General features: G+C 35.4%; 17 protein-coding genes and 1 pseudogene. 15 read left to right on the top strand and 3 right to left on the bottom strand.

Annotated elements, in window-relative coordinates; all coding sequences use genetic code 11:
- The first annotated feature begins 179 nt into the window (after positions 1-179).
- Both AC4BHP_RS06640 and AC4BHP_RS06635 read left to right on the top strand, forming a co-directional pair.
- A complete protein-coding gene (locus AC4BHP_RS06640) occupies positions 180-1,931 on the top strand; it encodes an Hsp70 family protein (RefSeq protein ID WP_066099917.1) in 1,752 nt (583 codons plus the stop codon).
- A 37-nt stretch (positions 1,932-1,968) separates the two neighbouring features.
- A complete protein-coding gene (locus tag AC4BHP_RS06635) occupies positions 1,969-4,275 on the top strand; it encodes a tetratricopeptide repeat protein (protein WP_490551763.1) in 2,307 nt (768 codons plus the stop codon).
- A 226-nt stretch (positions 4,276-4,501) separates the two neighbouring features.
- On the opposite strand, the gene AC4BHP_RS06630 is transcribed toward AC4BHP_RS06635, so the two are convergent.
- A complete protein-coding gene (locus AC4BHP_RS06630; RefSeq protein ID WP_490551762.1) occupies positions 4,502-5,446 on the bottom strand; it encodes an ATP-grasp domain-containing protein in 945 nt (314 codons plus the stop codon).
- Positions 5,447-5,608: 162 nt separating this feature from the next.
- Here AC4BHP_RS06630 and coaA point away from each other — a divergent pair, with 162 nt between their 5' ends.
- From coaA to AC4BHP_RS06585, 9 genes and pseudogenes are all read left to right on the top strand, one after another.
- Positions 5,609-6,544: a type I pantothenate kinase gene (coaA, locus tag AC4BHP_RS06625; RefSeq protein WP_066099908.1), complete on the top strand. Its 936-nt coding sequence runs from the start codon at positions 5,609-5,611 to the stop codon at positions 6,542-6,544.
- 29 nt (positions 6,545-6,573) lie between these two features.
- Positions 6,574-7,134 (top strand): annotated as a pseudogene (gene maa, locus AC4BHP_RS06620) (maltose O-acetyltransferase).
- Positions 7,135-7,341: 207 nt separating this feature from the next.
- Positions 7,342-8,091, top strand: coding sequence for a CDP-diacylglycerol--serine O-phosphatidyltransferase (gene pssA, locus AC4BHP_RS06615; protein WP_066099906.1), 750 nt, complete (start codon positions 7,342-7,344; stop codon positions 8,089-8,091).
- 371 nt (positions 8,092-8,462) lie between these two features.
- Entirely contained in the window at positions 8,463-10,202 is a 1,740-nt protein-coding gene (locus AC4BHP_RS06610) for an ABC transporter ATP-binding protein (protein WP_140461333.1), read from the top strand.
- Between the two features lie 32 nt (positions 10,203-10,234).
- A complete protein-coding gene (locus tag AC4BHP_RS06605; RefSeq protein WP_225983715.1) occupies positions 10,235-12,010 on the top strand; it encodes an ABC transporter ATP-binding protein in 1,776 nt (591 codons plus the stop codon).
- A 455-nt stretch (positions 12,011-12,465) separates the two neighbouring features.
- A complete protein-coding gene (locus tag AC4BHP_RS06600) occupies positions 12,466-12,678 on the top strand; it encodes a DUF1659 domain-containing protein (protein WP_490551761.1) in 213 nt (70 codons plus the stop codon).
- A gap of 42 nt (positions 12,679-12,720) precedes the next feature.
- On the top strand, positions 12,721-12,939 hold the full coding sequence (locus AC4BHP_RS06595) for a DUF2922 domain-containing protein (RefSeq protein ID WP_490551760.1): 219 nt from the start codon (positions 12,721-12,723) through the stop codon (positions 12,937-12,939).
- Between the two features lie 74 nt (positions 12,940-13,013).
- Positions 13,014-13,163 carry a YvrJ family protein gene (locus AC4BHP_RS06590; RefSeq protein WP_066099896.1) on the top strand — a complete coding sequence of 50 codons (150 nt, stop codon included), beginning with the start codon at positions 13,014-13,016 and terminating at the stop codon, positions 13,161-13,163.
- Positions 13,164-13,485: 322 nt separating this feature from the next.
- Positions 13,486-15,555 (top strand): catalase, encoded by a 2,070-nt coding sequence (locus tag AC4BHP_RS06585; RefSeq protein WP_066099893.1) that lies wholly within the window; start codon positions 13,486-13,488, stop codon positions 15,553-15,555.
- 65 nt (positions 15,556-15,620) lie between these two features.
- Here the strand turns inward: AC4BHP_RS06585 and AC4BHP_RS06580 are convergent, their stop codons facing one another.
- Positions 15,621-16,994: an MATE family efflux transporter gene (locus AC4BHP_RS06580; RefSeq protein ID WP_490551759.1), complete on the bottom strand. Its 1,374-nt coding sequence runs from the start codon at positions 16,992-16,994 to the stop codon at positions 15,621-15,623.
- 178 nt (positions 16,995-17,172) lie between these two features.
- Between AC4BHP_RS06580 and fosB the strand changes: the two genes are divergently transcribed.
- The 4 genes from fosB (at position 17,173) to AC4BHP_RS06560 (ending at position 21,314) form a co-directional block, all read left to right on the top strand.
- Complete coding sequence (gene fosB / locus AC4BHP_RS06575) at positions 17,173-17,592, top strand: metallothiol transferase FosB (protein WP_066099887.1); 420 nt, start codon at positions 17,173-17,175, stop codon at positions 17,590-17,592.
- Positions 17,593-17,926: 334 nt separating this feature from the next.
- Positions 17,927-18,886 carry a DMT family transporter gene (locus AC4BHP_RS06570; protein ID WP_490551758.1) on the top strand — a complete coding sequence of 320 codons (960 nt, stop codon included), beginning with the start codon at positions 17,927-17,929 and terminating at the stop codon, positions 18,884-18,886.
- A gap of 375 nt (positions 18,887-19,261) precedes the next feature.
- Positions 19,262-19,972 carry a 6-phosphogluconolactonase gene (locus tag AC4BHP_RS06565; RefSeq protein ID WP_066099884.1) on the top strand — a complete coding sequence of 237 codons (711 nt, stop codon included), beginning with the start codon at positions 19,262-19,264 and terminating at the stop codon, positions 19,970-19,972.
- A gap of 379 nt (positions 19,973-20,351) precedes the next feature.
- Positions 20,352-21,314, top strand: a complete 963-nt coding sequence (locus tag AC4BHP_RS06560; RefSeq protein ID WP_066099880.1) for a S8 family peptidase — start codon at positions 20,352-20,354, stop codon at positions 21,312-21,314.
- 191 nt (positions 21,315-21,505) lie between these two features.
- On the opposite strand, the gene AC4BHP_RS06555 is transcribed toward AC4BHP_RS06560, so the two are convergent.
- The gene (locus AC4BHP_RS06555) at positions 21,506-21,796 is read right to left on the bottom strand and encodes a hypothetical protein (protein ID WP_066099877.1); all 291 of its coding nucleotides are present in this window, start codon (positions 21,794-21,796) and stop codon (positions 21,506-21,508) included.
- Between the last annotated feature and the right edge of the window lie 135 nt (positions 21,797-21,931).

Raw genomic sequence — 21,931 nt, 5'->3', positions numbered from 1 at the left:
TATATAATTACAAACTTTAATCTGACCAACCAATCAGGTATAAAAAATCGTTAAATAACTTGAATTAACGTTTAATTATAAGAATTTAGAGAAATTATATTAATATAGAATAAATGCTCTTATTAAGAGAAATAGACTTATAAAATCGAAAACAAGCTAATGTGAAGGAGAGAGGGCAAATGGTCAAAGGACTAGGAATTGACTTGGGAACAACTTTTTCATGTGTGGCGTATATCGATGAAAACCAAAATCCAATTGTATTAAAAAATGCAGAAGGCAATGCTACAACACCATCTGTTGTTTATTTTGAATCACAGGAAAATATTGTAGTAGGAGAAGTAGCAAAACAAAGCTTGGTATCTGAACCGGATAATACGGTAGCCTTTATTAAGCGTGATATGGGGAAAATAGACGATGAAACAAAGGCGCCAATTATGAGAACAATTCATGGAATAAGTATGTCTCCACAAGAGATTTCGGCAAAGATTCTTACGAAAATAGTCAAGGATGCTAATGCTGAGCTAAGGAAAATAGGGAAATTAAGTGATGGAAATCCAGATATTAAGGATGTGGTGATTACCTGTCCTGCCTATTTTGGTATGGCTGAAAGAGAGGCAACTAAGGCTGCAGGCAAGATTGCAGGTTTAAATGTAATGAATATTATCCCAGAGCCTACAGCTGCAGCATTAAATTATGCTCATGTTAATAAGGGTAAAGAACAAACCGTTATGGTTTATGATTTAGGCGGAGGTACATTTGACGTTACGATTATTGAAGTCCACGATGGTATTCCGCGAGTTATTTGTACAGATGGTAGTCATACATTAGGCGGGAAAGATTGGGATGATGCACTTGTTCAATATTTTGCTGAAAAATATATAGAAGAAAAGGGTGAAGACCCTAGAGAAAACCTGGATATCTTACAGGAGTTATTTTTAAAGGCGGAACAAACTAAAATAACTCTGAGCAACAGAGAATCAGCACCAATTATGATTATTGGTGATTCAGGACGAATAAACTTTACGATGACACGCAACGAATTTGATGAAAAAACGAAGGATCTATTAGAAAGAAGTATTAGTTATACAGATAAATGTTTGAAAATTGCTGCAGCGAAAAAATATGGAAAAGATATTGAAGCTATAACGAATGAAGAAATAAATAAATATCTTCATGAAGAACTTACCGACATATTATTAGTCGGGGGTTCTTCCAAAATGCCTCAAGTATCAAAATTAATTCAGAGTAAATATGGTATTAAAGCAAAAGAAGCAGACTTGGATGAGGCTGTTGCAAAGGGAGCGGCCATTTGTGCAAGCAATGATTATGTGGAATTCAGTGAAGAAGACTGGCAATTGGTAAAAAAATCAGTTGGCGAGCAAGATTATGATTTTGTGAAAGAAGCGATTCAGGAGGGAAATGAAAGCATAATCAAACAGTATGAAGATGTACTGCCAAGACATATGGTTCAAAAGCAAGAATCGCGTGGCATGATTTTTACAAATGTTTCTCCAAGAACATACGGAACAGCAGCCTATGAAAGCTCTTCCAGAGATAAACTAGTAATCTTTAATTTTATAAAAAGAAATGATGAACTTCCACAAAAACAAACCCTGATGTTTTATACGATGGATGAAGGGCAAGTTGGAGTGGATATTGACGTATATGAATCATTTACTATGAGTGCAAAGGCTGAACTTGAAGAAGGTAATAAAATTGGATCAGGAATACTTGAGTTTCCAAATAGCATGCCGAAGGGAACACCTATTGAGATCACACTTCGCATGAATAGTGCTGGTTTATTGGAAGTTAGTGCCTTTCATAAAGAAACAAATAGTATGTATAATGGTACTTTTGATGTTTCGAACTCTTTATCCACTGAGGAAACAAAACGAGCTATAGAACGTAATAAACACCAATCATTCAATTAAGAAGAAAATCATACAACCTTGGAATGTGGTGATTGATATGACGAATGATAATTATTTTGATTTGTTTAAACTTAAAGTGGATGAGTCGCTGATATTAAATCCAACTTCTGAGTATGAAGAGCAAATAAATAAAGCTTTTTTAGAAACGGAAAACAGATGGAAGCAATTAAAGCTAAAACATTTAGGTAAGAAAAGCGATGAAGCGTCTGAAAATTTAAAGAGATTGAAAGCACATGAATTTGATATTTTAAAAAATCCGACAGAACGACAACGGTATTACTTGAAAATTAAAGAGGAGAAGCAATCGGAACTAAAAACTAGATTAATCGAATCTAATGAAGAGGATATGGATCTTGAAGCTTTAAAGAAACAATACCATCAATATCTAGATGAATCGGAAATTGAAAAGATAGTCAAAGAGATATTTAAAGCTAAAGAAAGACCAGATGAAGCCATATCAATGAATCTACTTAATAAGCTAGCCATTTATGAAAATGAATTGAAACAGTTAGGAGAAGTGAATTTATTTACTGCTTTTGGATTTGATGAAAAAGCAAACTATGAAACAGTCAAAAATAAAATCAAGCAAAAACAAGATGATTTACAAAAAATATATGATGAGCACCCAAATGATAGTAGTTATAAAAAATATATTAATAAGAAGGATATCCTGAAAAAGTTTGAAAAAGAAGTGTTCTTAACAAATGATTTCAAAGATCACTATGAGGAATATAAACATTTTCTAAAATATTCAATGTTTATCCGATTATTACTGAATATGAAAGATAAGGACATTACTACCATTTATTTCAAAGATATTTTATTGGAGAAAGTAAAAGAAGAAGGTATCGATGAAAAAAAATTCATCTTGTTTTTATTAAAAAACCACAAGTATTTTGGCATTAAAGGTATTTCTCCTGTTACGGATTATTATATCGCCAATGTCGGGCATAAGGATTTTGGAGAGGAAGATACTCAACAAACATTGCAAAAAGTTCTTTCTATAAAAGATTATGAGTATCATTGTGGTCGTGAGGCATTAAAAAATAAAGAGTTTGATAAAGCTTTTGAGCATTTTAAAGAATCTAATATTATTGATCACAGTTATGCACTGTATGAATTAGCTGAATTATATTATACAGGTACAGATAGCCTTCCTAGGGATCTGAATAGGGCAATAAAATTACATGAAGAGGCGATAAATAAAAACAATTCTAAAAAAGGAAATAATAAAAATTCGTTGTATCGGATAAGTCAGATGTGTTTCAGTGGAGAGGGTTGCGTAAAAAATGAACAAGTTGGTTTTAGTCATTTAAAGGAATTTGTCAATAATTTGCATGCTTCGAATGATTTTTACAATCAAGCTCATTTAGATTTAGGTGACTGTTATTATAAAGGGAAAGGCACTACTAAGAATTATAAAAAAGCACTGGTTCATTACAACAAAGTAAGTGATGAAACGGCTAAAGGAAGAATAAGAAAAATAGAGCGAGAGATTACTTATAGACCAATTATAATGATTGGGATAACTTCAGGTTCTTATATTTTATTGTGTTTAGTATCTTTGTATTATTTACAAGAAGTTCTTCCAACTGATTTTAATATAGCTAATGTATTAATCTATTTTGGGATATTATTTGCATGGATGATCTTTACAAGCTTGTATTTCTATATAAATCCATCATGGTTAAATCAACTAATCAAGTTTGATAATATAAGGACACTTCAGGCAAAGATTGTACAATATATATATTTAAATAAAAAGCGGATATTAACCATAGCGATATTATTGTTTGGATGTGTTTGTTTCTTGTTGTTTTACACGGAGGGGTTAATTAAACCTTGGTTAACTGAAGCAGACGTTGGAGAAATCCCGGAATTTTTATCCTTCCTATTAAATTATGGAGTAAACTGGGTTTCTGTGGGAATATATTTAATAGTGTTGTTTCCTCTATATATTATTAAGGAAGTTCATAGTCCAAATGACGCAATTAAGGTCAATGTTAAAACAATCATTTTTGACGGAGTAAAAACTTATTTATTCGCATCAGGTATCTATTATGCTATCCAGTGGTCTGCAGAAAACGTATTAACAGAGTTTAGTGTATTAAAGTATATTGGAATAAGTATTTTTTTGTTGATAATCGTATCAATAATTAATACTACAAAAATAATTAATCGGTTATTTAATGGAAAGTTAACCGTATATGTATTTGCGGTGTTATTGTTGTACGGTTCATTAACTTGTGCATTAGTGGCTGAAAATAACGGGGACTTGCCAATAGCTACTACATTGCTGCAAGTCGCGTTTACCTCTCTTTTTATAGAGACAAAGAACCCATAAATTATTTTTTGACCTTGGGTTAGTCGTTTTGCTAATTAATACAAGAAATGATTCAATAAATAATACGTTAAATTAACTTTAATACCATCTAATTGGTAATGGTATAGTTAGCTCTATATGAAAATAAATTTCATTATATAATTAACAGACCTCCAATTGTAAAAACAATTGGAGGTCTTTCGTTCTTTAAGATTATAGGTAAAGAATATTAAAACTACAGGCTAGATTAAGACCTATTTGCTTTATCTAATTCGGCTCCCAAAAATTTTGCGAGCTCAAGCATTCCATATAGGCCTGCCTCAGCTTCGGCGTCGGAATTATAGTTTGTGTTTGTATTGATATCATATGTGTAAATCATTCCATCCTGATCACGGATAAACTCAATTCCGGCAATGTCAATACTTGCTGAGGTAAGAAATTCTTCGTATTTTGCAATAATAGGATCATTGAAATCCTTAATAATTTTAAATTGCGGAGATATATCCTCTTGTTCTCCAACTGGGCAAAATAAATCCTCTATTTGGCAGGCATCGGCAGGACATAATTCAAAACCTTTTGATGTATCAACACGAACAGCATATAGAAATTTTCCTCCGATAAATTCACAGCGGGTTATCGAAGAATCAGGGGAGAGGATATATTGCTGTATGAGTGTGATCCCATCTACTGGCTCTTCAAAAAGAGGGCTGTTTAAGTATTCCTCTAGGGCTTCTACAGATTGAAATAGCTGCACACCAAGACCTTTTCCAGCTCTGTTGTGTTTAGTAATAAAAGGTGTCGTTCCAAGTTTTTTAGCGGCAGAAATGATATTACTCCGACCGACAGCTGCAATCGTGGCAGGAGTTTTGATACCTGAAGCTTGAAGAGCTGTATATTGATTGATTTTGCTGATTTCCATTCCTAAAGCCTTTGAACCGTTAAATACTTTTCGATTATGACGTTCGAGCCAGTTGATTACTCCGCTAGCAAGTTCAGGTGCATAACGGTGTCCGCGTGTGTGGGATGACGCACTCATACGGTTGTAAAAAATACCTTCTGGCGGAGTATCCGTCAAATCGACTAAGCCTTCAGCTGAATGCCAGTTTTTGTATGGAAGGTTTAATTCTTCCATTCTATTAATTAAATGATTGGTCCAGTCATCATTTTCATGAATGATATGTATATGTGTCATTAGGAAAATCTCCCTCTAGTTTTCGTCAATTTATGAAAATCATACCATTTAACTTGGAATTGGGTCAAATGTTGAAATTTAGGAAAAATAATTATTGCAGTGGAAAAACAGTTTGGCAAAGTTTATACTGTTGATTGAGAAAGAGATTAAAAGGGAGATACCATGCCAAATTTTTCGCCATACAGATATTTTTCAAAAAAAGACTGGGCTAACTTGCGATTTAATACGCCAATGACATTGACTCAATCGGAAATAGAAGAACTTCAAGGTGTTAATGAAAAGCTTTCTGTTGAGGAAATTACGACTATTTATCTGCCGTTAACCCGTTTATTAAATTTATATGTGAACTCATCACAAATGCTGCACACGGTCACGGACACATTCTTTGGGAATACTACAAGAAAAGTGCCATATGTTATTGGTGTAGCAGGAAGTGTGGCTGTAGGGAAAAGTACAACAGCCCGTATTATTCAGGCTCTTTTATCCCGATGGCCAAATACTCCACAGGTAGAAATTATCACAACGGATGGATTCCTCTATCCTAATGCTGTTCTTGAGGAAAGAGGAATAATGGACAAAAAAGGTTTTCCTGAGAGTTATAATACGAAGGAATTAATCAAGGTTTTATCTAGGATTAAAGCTGGACATCCAAAGGTGAAGGCACCTATATATTCGCATCTGTATTATGATATAATGCCTAACCAATATACTGTCATTCAACAACCGGATATCGTAATAGTGGAAGGGATTAATGTTCTGCAGACTCCTAAACAGGATGATCATTTCCCAAGTGTTTATGTATCAGACTTCTTCGACATCTCCATCTATGTCGATGCCACTGAAAATAATATTTATAATTGGTATGTTGAACGTTTTAAAACGCTTCGTAAAACCGCTTTCGCCAATCCGGAGTCTTATTTCCACCGCTATGCCGATTTGACGGATGAAGAAGCAGACGAAATTGCAACAAATATATGGAACACTATTAACAAAATCAACTTGGATTTAAATATAGCTCCAACTAAAACGAGAGCGAACATTATTCTTAAGAAGGATTCAGATCATTCTATTTCCTCAGTGAAGCTGAGAAAGATTTAAAAGGATGTACTATGGGGAGCGGGTGAAGTATGGCAACTGAGAAACAGAAAATGATTAATGGAGAATTATATAGGCCAAGATGAAGAGCTCGCCAATGAACGTCTCCGTGCCAGGAAGCTTACGAGACTATATAATCAGACAATGGAAACTGATTATGCAGAACGAACAGCTTTATTAAAAAAGTTACTCGGTTCAACCGAAAAAAATTGCTATATTGAACCGACTTTTAGGTGTGATTATGGGTACAATATTCATGTTGGTGAAAACTTTTATGCTAATTTTGATTGTGTTATTTTAGATACATGTGAAGTTCGAATTGGTCAAAATTGCATGCTTGCCCTGGTGTTCATATTTATACAGCCACACACCCGCTCAACCCTGATGAATGAAATTCAGGAACTGAATATGGAAAGCCGGTCACAATTGGTGACAATGTCTGGATTGGCGGCCGAGCGGTTATTAATCCAGGGGTGACAATTGGAAACAATGTAGTGGTTGCCTCAGGAACTGTTGTAACGAAAGGTATTCCAGATAATGTGGTTGTTGGCGGTAATCCGGCCCGTATTATAAAACGAATTGATAAAGAATAAGATTCTATTCCCATTTACATAATGAGTTGTGTAGGAAGAATAATATTCCTTGGTGCTATTATTCCATTGATAAATGAACTTATTGTTAAAATGAGATTATTTTGATTACATTATATGGGTACTTTTGATAAAATTTAATTAATAGTTTAAGATATAATAGCACTTATAACTTCAAATGAGGTACGAACAAAATTGAGGATGTGAAGAATGAAGAAACATATACCAAATTTATTGACTTTAGGAAATCTTTATTGTGGTTATCTGTCCATTTCTTACATTATCAGCGGGGATGTGCGAAATGCGACTATACTCATTTTTATTGCATTGATGCTTGATGCGCTGGATGGAAGAATGGCAAGAATTTTAAGGGTAGCCGATGATATGGGAAAACAGCTTGATTCATTGGCTGATATTGTATCATTTGGGGTCGCGCCTGCCTTTTTAGCATCTTATACATATTTATACGATTTTGAACAATATGGTCTTTTGATTGCCGGTTTGTTCCCGCTTTTTGGATGTTATCGACTTGCAAGATTTAATATTACGCCTACTGAGGAATCATTAAAGCATTTTAAAGGAATCCCAATTACATTTGCAGGGGGACTTGTTGCCTTTTTAGTACTATTTGAAAACTGGATTCATGTCAGCGTATTTGTCATTATATTCTTTAGTTTGGCAATCTTGATGGTCAGTACCATTAAAATCCCAAGCTTCAAAAAGGTAAAATTAAATTATTATACGGTCATTATAACTTTATTCCTATTGTATATGTTTTATCTTATTGCAAAGTCAGGGTTTAAAAGTGTTCCTGAATTTTTCTATGTTGCCATTGCTATTTATATTATCTTTATCATTGCCAGATACATAAAAGGTAAGACACCTAAGTTTCGTCTGAAAAAAATGAGAACGATTCGGGTCAGAAAAAAGAAAATTAATAAAGGAATGAAAAAGAAATAATGATCTATTGAGTCTACTGCACCTTATATTCCTTTTTGGTTTCTATGACATAGAAAGTTAAAAGGCATTCAGGTTTTAAAAATAAGAAGACTCATATTCAAACGTTTTATGATCCTCTGAGCTTTTTCACACCCCAAATGTTGGATTTCGAATCTGACTTTTGGGGTGTTTATTTATGGTTAATTTTTGAGAAATGGATAGCTGGGGAAGAATCCTATGTAACAGTCGGAAAGAAAGGGTAGGATTCAGATTTAGATATGGAGTCTGAAAATTAAGACATCCGAGATAAGCTATCCTGCAACTATTTCTAGCTATTATCCTAAGTAAATGAAATTGATTGTTTGACAGCATAAGTGAAGGTGAGGGTTTTTATGAATTCATTTTTAGCATTAATCAAATATCTAAAGTCATACAAGTTAATTGTATTGCTTGGCCCCTTATGTATGATTGTGGAAGTAACTATGGACCTGATTCAGCCGACAATCATGCAAAATATTATTGATAAAGGGATTGCTTCGAGTGATAGTCGTTATGTAGTAACAATGAGTATATTTATGCTGTTCTCTGCAATTATAGGGCTGCTTGGTGGTATGGGAAGTACGATATTCAGTACGCGCTCAGCGATCCATTTTTCAACTGACCTTCGCAGAGATGTTTTCGAAAAAATTGATTACTTTTCTGGAGAAAATACAGATAAATTCGGTGCTGGAAAACTGATTACTATTATGACGAATGATATATCAGCCGTGCAGCAGGCTGTCATGATGACCTTACGTATATTTGTTCGTGGCCCAATTATGTTTATTGGCAGTATTATTATTGTGTTTTTTACTGCCAGAGAACTTTTTCCAATTCTTCTGGCAGTTGTACCTGTATTAACAATATTAATCGTTTTATTTACATGGAAGGCCGGTCATCTTTTTCAAATGGTGCAGAAGGCAATTGATCGTGTCAATACGAAATTACAGGAAAACCTTGCTGGAATCAGGGTAATTAAAGCATTCGGTACACAGAACCATGAAATGAAACAATTTCAGATTGTTAATAAGGAATTAACAGCGGTCAATATCCGTGCTGACCAAGTCATTATGGGGTTAATGCCCATACTATTGTTTATCGTTAACATGGGAATAGTTGCGGCTATTTGGATGGGTGCGATTAAGGTTGATAACGGAAGCTTGAATGTGGGAGTAATTGTAGCATTTATAAATTATTTAACAATCATTTTGAACTCCCTTATGACAAGCAGTAATGTTCTCATGCAAATCACTAGAGCTTTTCCATCTGCAGGGCGGATTGTTGATGTATTGAATACAGAGCAAGACATTAAACAATCTGACCAACCGCTTGTTCCTGTACCGGATAAAGGTACTTTGGAATTCAAAAATGTGAGTTTTAGTTATAGCAAAAATGGGGAGAGAGTTCTTTCTAATGTTTCTTTTAGTGTACCGAGTGGACAAACACTTGGAATCATTGGAGCAACAGGTAGCGGAAAGACAACGCTGGTCAAATTACTACCTAGACTTTATGACGTGGATGAAGGGCAAATCCTGTTGAATGGAATAGATATCAAAGATATGGATATACAAGAATTACGAAAGTCCGTCGGATTTGTACCGCAGAAAGCGTTGTTATTTTCTGGAACTATTAGTCAGAATTTAACTCAGGGTAATGAAAATGCAACAAAGGACGACATGACAGAAGCTCTTCAAAATGCTGAAGCCCTTCAATTTGTAGAACAATTAGACCCGGATTATGCATATGAACTCACTCAGGGGGCAACTAACCTATCAGGTGGCCAAAGACAAAGAATATCCATTGCTCGGGCTTTTATACGGAAGCCATCCGTAATTATATTGGATGATTCTACTTCAGCGGTGGATGCGATATCGGAAAGCCGTATCAGAAAAGTATTGATAAATAAATATCCGGATTCAACTAAAATTATTATTTCTTCAAAGCTTTCATCATTAAAACATGCGGATCAAATTTTGGTTCTTGAGGATGGTAAAGTAACTGGAATTGGCAGCCATAGTGATCTTTACCAAAAAAATGAACTCTATCGTGAATTATGCTCTATACAGAGTGAGCAGGGGGTGAGCCATCTATGAGCCAGCAGACGCAAACTCAAAAACAAGTGAATATGAGACCAGGTCACAGACATTCATTTGGGCCTAAAAGCAAGGCAAAACATCAAAAGGAAACGGTCCTAAGAATATGGACCTATCTTAAAAGGCGAAAATTAACACTGTATGCGTCAATCATATGCGTACTATTTTCGACTGTGTTCAGTTTGCTTGGTCCTTATTATATTGGTATCACAATTGATGAATATGTACTTGTTAAAGATGTAGATGGTTCTATTCGAATGACTTTGCTATTAGCCGTTATTTATATAGCAGGTGCGATTCTTACCTGGCTCCAGCAAAACTTGATGATACATATTTCATTAAAAACGATTCGGACAATTAGAGAAGAATTATTTTCAACCCTGCATACATTAAGCCTCCGATTTTTTGATAAACGCTCATCCGGCGATTTAATGAGCCGGGTAACCAACGATATTGATAATTTAAATAATGCATTAAGCCAAAGTGTAGTCCAGATTTTTTCTTCCTTACTGACAATCATTGGTGTCTCAATCGCCATGTTTGCATTAAATTGGGTGTTGGCTATTGTCTCATTTCTTGTGATACCCCTTATGATTTTTACATCCAAAAAGATTATCCAAGTGAGCAGCCGTAATTATGCCAAGAGGCAGCAAAATTTAGGTAACCTGAATGGGTATGTAGAAGAAGCAATAAGCGGCAAAGAGGTCATCACTCTTTTTGGACGAGAGCAGGAGACTATCAAGGAGTTTAAAAAGATCAATGAGGACTTGCGTGAATCGGCTATACAGGCTGATACATATGGTGGTTTTCTCGGCCCTGTCAATAACTTTATCAATAATCTCGGCCTTAGCTTGATTATTGGCACTGGGGCCATCATGTCGGTGCATGGGCTGACAACAATAGGTGTAATCGCTGCTTTTGTTACGTATTCAAGATTATTTTTCAGACCGATCAATCAGTTATCCAATTTGATGAATACGATTCAATCCGCTATAGCAGGAGCTGAGCGTGTGTTTGAGATAATGGATGAAGTACCTGATTTAAAGAATAAAAGGGGAGCTATACCAGCGACTTCTATAAAAGGGAATGTCCGATTTAAAGGTGTTCGATTTGGCTATGAGAAAGAGAAGGAAATTATAAAAGGTATTTCCTTAGAAGCTAAAAGCGGACAAACCATAGCATTGGTAGGCAAAACTGGTTCAGGAAAAACGACTATTATTAATCTGCTATCAAGATTCTATGATCGATTAAGCGGTGAAATATGGATTGATGACAGATTAATAGAGGATTATTTAGTCGAAGATTTAAGAAAAAGGATAGGAATCGTTCTACAGGAAACATATTTGTTTTCTGGAACAATCATGGAGAATATCCGTTATGGTAAACTGGATGCCTCTGATGAGGAGGTCATTCGAGCTGCTAAGATTGCTGCTGCACACCAGTTTATTAAACATTTGCCAAATCAATATAATACAGTCATCACATCGGGTGGTATCAACTTAAGCCAGGGTCAAAGGCAATTAATCTCGATTGCACGAGCGGTTTTAGCAGATTCAGATATTTTAATATTGGATGAAGCCACTTCAAGTATTGATACACGCACAGAAATAGCCATTCAAAACGGAATGAAGAATTTGACTAAGGGTCGTACAACCTTTGTAATTGCACACCGCTTAAAAACAATCGAGAATGCTGACTGTATATATGTCATCGATGATGGGTTGATTGTGGAACATGGAACTCATAACGAGCTTATTCAAAATAAAGGGTATTATCACAGACTATATGAAAGCCAATTCACGACTTGATTTCACTATATAATATGCTTTTCAAAAGAAGAGCAATGGATTTACTTCCGTTGCTCTTTTTTCGTTCAAACTGGAGTCAAGATCCTCACTTCAAACGAATGAGAAGCAATAACGAATAGTGGGAGACTAGCGGATTAGTTCAACTGACGCTAGAGCCCTGCACCGAGCATGTATACTATCTTGCTTTCGGTCTTACAATTACATTCATCAGTACAGGGATATTTCTGCCAAGAATAAAACTGTACTTTACTTCCAAAAAAGTACAAATTGCATTCAAAAAAGAAATTTATAATAGGAAGAATGATTGCCTAATATCATAAACAGCACGATATCGAGATAAATACATCGGTTGCCGAGAAATACCAAACTAGCTAAGAATAGAGAAATAATATTTTTATAGATGCTCCTTTTTAGTTTCTTTATTTATATATAAGAGGTGAAAAGGAGGTGAGAACATGGAAAATCAATTCTTAGAGTTAACAAAGCTGCAGATTGAATTTGTTGTTGGGGTCGATGCACAAGGGGAACCAATCACCCAGAAAAGAACACTATCCAATATTAATAATGGGGCGGATGGTGAAGCATTAAAACGATGTGCAAATGCGATTATCTCTCTTCAAGTCCATGAAATAGCAGGAGTAAGGCGCTTGGATACTTGGCAAATCTAGTATCGGTAGAAGGGAATATCGGATAGAAAGGAGGGGCTACAGATGGAAAATGTTCTAGAATTATATTTTCTAACAGAAGAAGGTAAAACTGCTAAACTATCAATTGATAACCCAAAAATGCCAGTTGACCAAGAAGCGGTTAGACAGGCAATGGATATCATTATTGAATCGAAAGTATTCTTAACAACATCAGGTTTTTACGTTAGTAAAGAAGAAGCACAGTTAGTTAAAACAGCAAAAACCGAATATTCATTTGTGTAATTGATGAACAGATGGCTAATCCAAATAAGCTGGATTAGCCATTTTTTAAGGATTGAGCGAGGAGGTGGCAATCCGTGAACGATTTAATTCCGTTAATTAAAGATGTGGGTTTCCCTATTGTGGTAACCGTTTATCTTTTATACCGTATTGAAGGGAAGCTGGAGATGCTGAATAATTCCATACAATCATTGCCTTTAATGCTTAGTGAACTGATCAAAAAATAATTATAAGGCTTGCCATCAGTAAGAATGGCAAGCTTTTTTTATTGGGCCATCACTCATTGCGAATACTAAGTGCCAGTGTAGTAAGTGCAAGTGATACGTATGAAATAACAACCACTTTCAACATCAAAAATTAAGCTCTCTGGCTTTGGCTTTCCCGTCTATCCTATACGTTTTATTTCCTACCTAATTATTGCTATATTAATTGCTTTAAAATTTTTAAGGTTTAAAAATAATGAATCAGTGGTATTTTTTGAAAAATGTGTATTTTTATATATGTTTATGTATATATGAAACCATTAGACAAAGAGATGAGGTAGAGATGATGGCTGATAACCATATTCAAAACAAAAAAGACAAGCAATTAGATGATTTTAGAGTGGATAATAGTGAAAAAAAATTAACAACCAATCATGGTGTACGAGTTTCTGAAGATGAACATTCTTTAAAAGCGGGTGACCGTGGACCGACTCTCATGGAGGATTTTCATTTTCGGGAAAAAATGACGCATTTTGACCATGAGAGAATTCCGGAACGAATTGTCCACGCTCGTGGTTTTGGTGCACATGGTTATTTTCAGGTGTATGAACCAATGACGAAGCTGACCAAAGCAAGTTTTTTGCAGGATCCATCTAAAAAAACACCAGTCTTTGTACGATTTTCCACTGTGGCAGGCTCCAGGGGATCTGCTGATTCTGTAAGGGATGCCCGTGGATTTGCAACCAAATTTTATACGGATGAAGGTAATTTTGATCTCGTAGGAAATAATATTCCTGTATTTTTCATTCAGGATGCGATTAAGTTTCCAGATTTAGTTCATTCCTTTAAGCCTGAGCCACACAATGAGATGCCTCAAGCAGCAACAGCCCACGATACTTTTTATGATTTTGTTGTAAATAATACTGAATCTGCACATATGGTTCTATGGACGAACTCTGATAGGGGTATACCTAGAAGCTATCGGATGATGGAAGGGTTTGGTGTCCATACATTTAGACTTGTAAATGAACAAGGAGAAGCCCATTTTGTTAAATTCCATTGGAAACCAATACTTGGGGTCCATTCTCTTGTCTGGGATGAAGCGCAAAAAATCGCAGGTAAAGATCCTGATTTTCATCGTCGTGATTTATATGAAGCGATTGAAATGGGAAATTATCCAGAGTATGAGTTTGGTATTCAGGTAGTTAAGGAAGAAGATGAATTTAAGTTTGATTTCGATATACTGGATCCTACTAAAGTGTGGCCAGAAGAACTCATACCTGTACAGAAAATAGGTAAAATGACACTTAATAAAAATGTGGATAATGTATTTGCGGAAACGGAACAGGCGGCATTCCATATTGGTCATATTGTACCGGGAATTGATTTTACCAATGATCCATTATTACAGGGGCGTCTATTCTCTTATACGGATACACAGCTGTTAAGGCTTGGGGGACCGAACTTCCAACAAATTCCGATTAACCGCCCGATTTCACCCGTACACAATCACCAACGTGACGGATATCATCAAATGCGTATCGATAAAGGACAGGTTAGCTACAATAAAAATGGGTTAGCCAATAATTCTCCATCACCGGCCTCTCCTGAAGAAGGCGGTTTCGAGCATTATCAGGAAAAGGTAGATGGATCTAAAGTTCGGAAGAGAAGTGAAAGTTTTAAGGATCACTACAGCCAAGCTAAATTATTTTGGAACAGCATGTCTTCAGTAGAAAAACAACATATCATCGATGCATTCCGCTTTGAGCTTGGTAAATGTCTAAGTAAGAATATCCAACAACAAGTTGTTAATATGTATGCGAATGTGGATCATTATTTGGCTGAACAAATTGCGATTGGTTTAGGTCTTGAGGTACCATCAAATACTGAAGTTAAAGAATCAAAAGTAATTGATTCATCACCTGCACTCAGTCAATTGAATACAACCATGGGTGCCGCGACAAGAAAGGTTGCTGTCCTTGTCCATAATGGATTTGATGGAATTGATTTAAAACAGGCGCTGGTAGCCTTTGAGGAGGCTGGTTTAATTGCTGAAATTGTTTCTGAGAACCAAGGAGAAATAACTAGCGCTAATGGAGCTGTGTTAAAGGTAGACCAGACGTTTTTGACAACAGATTCAGTTTTATATGATGCTGTCTATCTTGCTTCGGGTCAACATAGTGTAGATGCTCTAAAAACGATCAACAAGGTGAATGAGTTTATAATGGATGCATTCAATCACTTTAAAGCAATAGGTGCCCCAAAAGAAGCTGCAGATTTGGTTGCTCCATTTATCCGGACATCTAATGGAGCTGCCGGTATTATTACCTCGGCTTCTGATGAACCAATAAATAAGTCAGTTGAGCAGTTTATTGAAGCGGTTGCTAAGCATCGCCACTGGGATCGTATTCAATAAGAAAGTTCAAATATTGATTAAAAAGCCTCTAATCCACAACAACGGATTTAGAGGCTTTTTGTCAGTTAGGAAATATGAATAGGATCTTGTTTTTTTGTCTGATGAGCGAATTTTTTCTCCCATGGACGGCTGTGCCAGCGTTTGACTGCAAAGATTGCACGGAACCATTCGTCAATTCCCTGAGCAATCCATATTCCGAGTAAACCAAGCCCGAATGTAATGCCAAACAAATACCCGAAACCTACAGTAAATGTCCACATAGATAAAATGCCGATAATGACTGGGAAACGAACATCCCCTGCTGATTTTAATGAGCTCATTAAAACAATGTTGACAGCTCTGCCAGGTTCAACAAAGGCAATTCCCCAGAGAACAGGCAAAGCAATCGCTAAAATGGCCGCATCAGATGTAAATAACTCAATCAATGAATTTCCCATTAGTGCAAATGTCAGTGACACAGCTGTAGAGGCAAATACAGCTATTTTTACGGTTTTCATTCCTCTTTTTAAGGCCTGATCAAAGTGACCGCCCCCTATATATCTTGCAACCAACAGTTGTGTTCCCTCGCCAATCGCAACGCTGAATAAATAACAGAGCATTGTAATATTCGTTAAATAAACACGTGCAACTAATGAAGCATCACCGAGGGTGGCAACGAAAGCAGTTACCAACAGCTGTGAAAAATGATAGGATAAATTTTCACCGGCAGAGGGAATACCTATTTGAAAAAGATTTTTCATGTCTTCAGTGTTAATATGAAATAAATCACTTAATCGGAAGCGCAATGCAAGCTCTTTGGCAACGATCATTATTAAAGCGACCACTGCAAAACTTCGAGCAATAACCATCGTCCATGAAACACCAGTCACACCGGTTATCGGAAGATTGAATACTCCGTAAATACTAATGACATAGCCTAGTGTACTGATAATATTCATAAAGAGTGAAACATACATAGGTTCCTTTGTTCTTCCATGGCTCCTGAGAATAGCGCTTAGAACAAGTGAAATTGACTCAAGAAATAAAGAAAATCCAACAATCCTTATGAATAGAAGAGCATAGTCATAAACCTCTCCGCTAATGTCAAATAAATTCAATAAACTCTGCCCGAAAATAACTACAATAAGAGATATGAGGACACCAAACCATACATTAATGCTAAATGCAGATCTTGATAATTGTCTTGCTTTATCAAGACGCTGTGCCCCGATCCTTTGTCCAATTAAGATCATCGCACCAATAGAAGAGACATTAAAAACTAAGATAAAAATACTTATTAATTGGTTGGCGACACCTACTCCTGCTGCAGCTAGGTCAGAATAATGTCCAAGCATCAATGTAGCCAGTAACCCCATTGCTATATGTAAGCTAAGCTCTATAAATAAAGGCCATGATATAGAAAAAAGCGATTGATTTTTTAAATTTTCTGTATTTACCAATCCGTCTGACTCCTTTAGTTTAAATTAAACACCTAATAAATCATTCTATAATACTTTACCATTATATGTATAGAAGAGATTATGAAAACATGAGTTTTATCTTTTGGAAGTATCTTTTATCTGGGGGATTTGGTTCGTTTTCAAGTATAATGAACCAAAAACAAAGGGTGAATAAAGGATGAATATAAAAGGGATTAATCATTTGTTATTTTCCGTATCCAATCTGGATCAATCCATTTTATTTTATGAACAAGTGTTCGAAGCGAAATTACTTGTAAAAGGGAGAACAACTGCATATTTTAATTTTAATGGTTTATGGTTAGCATTGAATGAAGAAAAAATGATACCTCGGAGGGACATAGAATATTCATATACCCACATAGCTTTCTCCGTAGAAGAAGCAGATTTCGATGAGTGTATAAATCACTTAAAAAAGTTAAACGTGAATATTCTTCCAGGAAGAATGAGAGATCTAAAAGATCAGCGATCCGTTTATTTTACTGATCCTGATGGACATAAATTTGAGTTCCATACTGGGAATCTTGATGATCGTCTGTCCTATTATAAAGAAGCGAAAACCCATATGAAGTTTTTTTAGTTGATGTGAAAGCAGCTTAAAGTAATCATTATTCTATATTTATTAAGCTTGGATGCCAATGATAATGTATTCACGCAGCATTTAAAAAAAGATAAAATGATTGAAACTTGTTCCTTAATTCTAACTTTTTTGCCGTTACGAATATTACACGTTTCATAGATAAACGTTTGAGGAAAAGAATGATTTTCTTGTTATTAGAAGGTTGTTAATAATTCCAAATGTACATTTTATTTTACCTACGCATCTTTTACATTTGTAAAACCTTTTATAATAGATGGTTTAAGAGAAAGGCATAGCCATTTTGAGAAGAATTTAGTATAGGGAGTTGATGTGAGTGCAATCCATATTGTTAGGTATATTGGCATCTTTTTTCTTTGCGGTGACATTTATACTAAACAGGTCAATGGAACTCTCAGGAGGTAGCTGGCTTTGGAGTGCGTCATTGCGCTATATTTATATGATTCCATTTTTAATGGCAATTGTTTATATCCGAAAGAATTTATGGCAATTGTTTGTTATTATGCGAGAAAACTTAAAGGCATGGTTTTTTTGGAGCTTTATTGGTTTTGGGATGTTCTATCTGCCTTTATGTTTTGCTGCAGCATATTCTCCAGGGTGGCTTACAGCAGGAACCTGGCAAATTACAATAGTGGCAGGTACTTTATTGACACCATTGTTTTTTGAATTTAAAGAGGGGATTTATTCAAAAAAAGGTATCATACCTAAAAAGCAATTGTTTTTCTCATGCTTTATTTTACTGGGGATTTTATTGATACAGATGGAAAATATGAATCAGTTAACAATAAAGGAATTCTTATTTGGTTTTATCCCAATCCTGATAGCAGCATTTGCTTATCCATTAGGAAACCGTAAAATGATGGAAATTACAAAAGGTCGGTTGGATGCATATCAACGAGTACTAGGAATGACCATAGCCAGCTTACCTCTTTGGATTATCGTCTCCATTCTGGCGCTGTCTACAGTTGGACCACCAAGCCCTATGCAAAATATTCAAACATTGATAGTTGCTATTTCTTCAGGAGTCATTGCCACCGTTCTATTTTTTAAAGCAACCGATCTCGTTAACCGTGATATGAAAAAGATGGCAGCGGTGGAGGCCACTCAATCCATGGAAATTTTGTTTGCTTTAGCAGGAGAGATGATAATCTTATCTATTTTATTTCCGTCCATCTCGGCTATGATTGGAATATTTATTGTCATGTTTGGATTAGTCTTGCATGGCTTAAGTTCTGTTGAGAAGAAAGAGAATACGATTACTGCAAAAGAAATATAAAAAGGTAGAAATATATAAATAGTAATCCTTCTAAAATGTTAATTCTGCTGAAATTGACATTTTTTCTTTTTTTATCTCCTAGTAAGACTTTATTCTGATTAATTTAACAAAAATTTCAGACATCTTTCTTGCCTAGGAGGATGGAAGCATTGTATTATTGGAAAGGTAGTTTGATAAAACCAACAATTTCTTATAACTTCTAACTTCAATACAGTTTATAACCTCCTCTGTTTAGTACATAAATGATTACTTACTCCGCCTCTGTACTTTCTCTTAAATTTCACAAATTGGACTAGTTAATGAATGACTGAATAGAAATACATCTTTAGGATAATGAATTAAATGCTTAAATATTGGAAGGAGTATTGTGAGAAAATGAACTATACAATTTTTAAAGATTACGAAGAAATGTCCACATCCGCGGCTGAAATAATCATACAAGAAATCAATGAAAAACCAAACCTTTTTATAGGTCTCCCTGCAGAAAATAGTCTAAGGCGAGTATTGGAGATATTAGCGAACCAATATTCATTGGGGTTGGTTGATTTTTCAGAGTGCCGTTTTGCAGTTATGTATGAATGGATGGGCAGAAGCACTTATGATGAAGGCAGCTGCAATCAATTCCTCTATAAAGAATTTTTTTCTAAAGTTAATGTCAAAGCTTCACAATTGGTTTTTTTTAACGGAAAATCTGAGATACCTCATAAGGAATGTAAGAGAATTGACAATGATATTATTAAAAACGGGGGATTAGATTTAGTCCTATTGGGAATTGGCGGAGATTGCAAGATTGGTTTTATTAGTCCCAGTAGTTCTTTTTCTTGTTATTCACATGTTCGCCGCATAGGAGATAAGGATTATTATAATCAGTCTGATACACAGGATCTGCCTGCAGCTTACTTGGTAGGATATAAACATATAATGGGAGCACGGGAAGTTATTGTGTTGGCGAATGGTTTGCATAAAGCGCAAATAATCAGGAAAACGTTAAAGGAGAATTTACATTTACATACACAAAAGAAAGTTTTACACCAAAATACAACTTTCTTATTAGATCAGGAAGCTGGAAGCTTATTAAGGGTTTAAAAAACGTACATGGTATAAAAATCAATATTAAGTAAAATAATCAGTCAGCTTTATTACATACCATTTTCTGAATATTCATTATACTATTTATCGGTTTTGAATCAGTGAAGAGGTCGGATAATCTTTTTTTGTATTAGTGATAAAATACGATTTTGTCTTTCATTTTTGAATCACGCCCATTGTTACACTCAGGTTAATTATAATGTTAACTTGTCAAATTATAACGATTGATAAGTAGTAACCATGAATCATGAATAATTATGTAAATAAGCTAATTAAAAATCAGTGCGAATGTACCTATGATATTTTTATATATATTGTTAAAATATGGGTAACAACTGGTACCGGCTTCAAATTAATCTCAAGTGGAGGAGATAAGATGAAGAGAGAAGTGCAAGTTATACCATATCATATTGATCAACAGCTTGATTCAGTCAATGAGGTGCCAAAGGGCATTGAAATGATTGAAGCCCCTGAAATCTGGAATGTTACGATGGGTGAAGGTGTAACCATTGCAGTGTTGGATACTGGTTGTGATGTGAACCATCCTGATTTGGCAAAGCAAATTATTGGCGGCCGGAATTTTACTACAGACGATGATAGTGACCCTGATAAATTCCAGGATTATAACGGGCATGGTACACATGTGGCGGGAACAATTGCAGCCACGCAAGATAAAAGTGGGGTAGTTGGGGTTGCTCCAGCTGCCAAGCTGCTTATTCTGAAAGTATTGGATAAGGATGGCTTCGGTGAATATGACTGGATTATTAACGGGATTCTTTATGCAATCGAGCAAAAAGCAGATATTATTTCTATGTCTCTAGGGGGAACAGAAGATGTACCTGAGCTGCATGAAGCAATTAAGAAGGCAGTAATGAATAATATTGCAGTTATTTGTGCCGCAGGCAATGATGGAGATGGTAATGAAGAGACGGAAGAGCTTTGCTATCCGGCAGTTTACAACGAAGTCATCAGTGTTGGCGCAATTGATCTCGAACACCGGTCATCCCGATTCTCTAATTCGAATAAGGAGATTGATTTGGTAGCACCTGGTGAGAAAATTCTATCCACTTATTTGAACGGAAAATATGCGACTTTAAGTGGAACATCTATGGCTACGCCTCATGTGGCAGGAGCAATGGCTCTTATTAAGGTTATGACCAATAACAGCTTTGAACGTAACTTAAGTGAGCCGGAAATATATGCACAATTAATAAAGAGAACAATACCTCTTGGGAACTCACCTAAATTAGAGGGAAATGGCTTGCTGTATTTGACAGCCCCTGACTATTTAACAGAGCTGGTTAATAAACTGTCCTTAGATGATGCTATAAATATGTAGATTGTTGACAGTACAAAAGTATTCTTGAATCGTTAAAAAGATTTATGATGCGAATGAGAAGATTTGAAAAGCTTCATTATAACAGTGATAGTAAGATTGGCCGCGTAACCATAAAAAGGACTGCCACACTGAATAGCTAGCTCAGTATGGCAGTCCTTTCGTTTATGTAGGAAATGGATTAGCATTCATTTTTAATGATGACGATTGATATGGTTTGTGTTGAAGATGCGCCAGCCTCTGTGAGTCAATGCGCCAATAAAGGAAATGAAGAGGAGAGCGCCAGTCCAAATTTCAAATTGTTCAGGAACATAGTTGAAAACGGAAAATGCTAGATTCTCAACTTTAAGGCTAAAAGATAAAATAAGTACAAACAAGCCTATCATTAACAGTTCTTTAAATAAATTAATAAGTTTAATGTTGTTCTGATCCCAGCGAATAAGAAAGAGAGCAATCGCTAGGGCGCCAAATAAATTCCAATCCAATGTCTCCACTCCTTTATTAGTTATTCTTTTAATATTTGAAAAATGATTGGTGGACAGGCAGGATAAAGGGCTTCATTAACGAATGCCAATCATTTAGGGGGACATCGTGAAAATGGATAATTTTGTATTCATTAT

The sequence above is a fragment of the Pradoshia sp. Z4_20 genome (assembly GCF_058216035.1).
This window is presented reverse-complemented; position numbering and strand designations above follow the sequence as displayed.

Bases quoted from the DNA above. Each gene is read 5' to 3' on its own strand.
- AC4BHP_RS06635 (WP_490551763.1), top strand. From the start codon at position 1,969: ATGACGAATGATAATTATTTTGATTTGTTTAAACTTAAAGTGGATGAG.
- AC4BHP_RS06565 (WP_066099884.1), top strand. From the start codon at position 19,262: ATGAACTATACAATTTTTAAAGATTACGAAGAAATGTCCACATCCGCG.
- AC4BHP_RS06560 (WP_066099880.1), top strand. From the start codon at position 20,352: ATGAAGAGAGAAGTGCAAGTTATACCATATCATATTGATCAACAGCTT.
- AC4BHP_RS06600 (WP_490551761.1), top strand. From the start codon at position 12,466: ATGGAAAATCAATTCTTAGAGTTAACAAAGCTGCAGATTGAATTTGTT.
- AC4BHP_RS06640 (WP_066099917.1), top strand. From the start codon at position 180: ATGGTCAAAGGACTAGGAATTGACTTGGGAACAACTTTTTCATGTGTG.
- coaA (WP_066099908.1), top strand. From the start codon at position 5,609: ATGCCAAATTTTTCGCCATACAGATATTTTTCAAAAAAAGACTGGGCT.
- AC4BHP_RS06595 (WP_490551760.1), top strand. From the start codon at position 12,721: ATGGAAAATGTTCTAGAATTATATTTTCTAACAGAAGAAGGTAAAACT.
- pssA (WP_066099906.1), top strand. From the start codon at position 7,342: ATGAAGAAACATATACCAAATTTATTGACTTTAGGAAATCTTTATTGT.
- AC4BHP_RS06605 (WP_225983715.1), top strand. From the start codon at position 10,235: ATGAGACCAGGTCACAGACATTCATTTGGGCCTAAAAGCAAGGCAAAA.
- AC4BHP_RS06585 (WP_066099893.1), top strand. From the start codon at position 13,486: ATGGCTGATAACCATATTCAAAACAAAAAAGACAAGCAATTAGATGAT.
- AC4BHP_RS06630 (WP_490551762.1), bottom strand. From the start codon at position 5,446: ATGACACATATACATATCATTCATGAAAATGATGACTGGACCAATCAT.
- fosB (WP_066099887.1), top strand. From the start codon at position 17,173: ATGAATATAAAAGGGATTAATCATTTGTTATTTTCCGTATCCAATCTG.
- AC4BHP_RS06610 (WP_140461333.1), top strand. From the start codon at position 8,463: ATGAATTCATTTTTAGCATTAATCAAATATCTAAAGTCATACAAGTTA.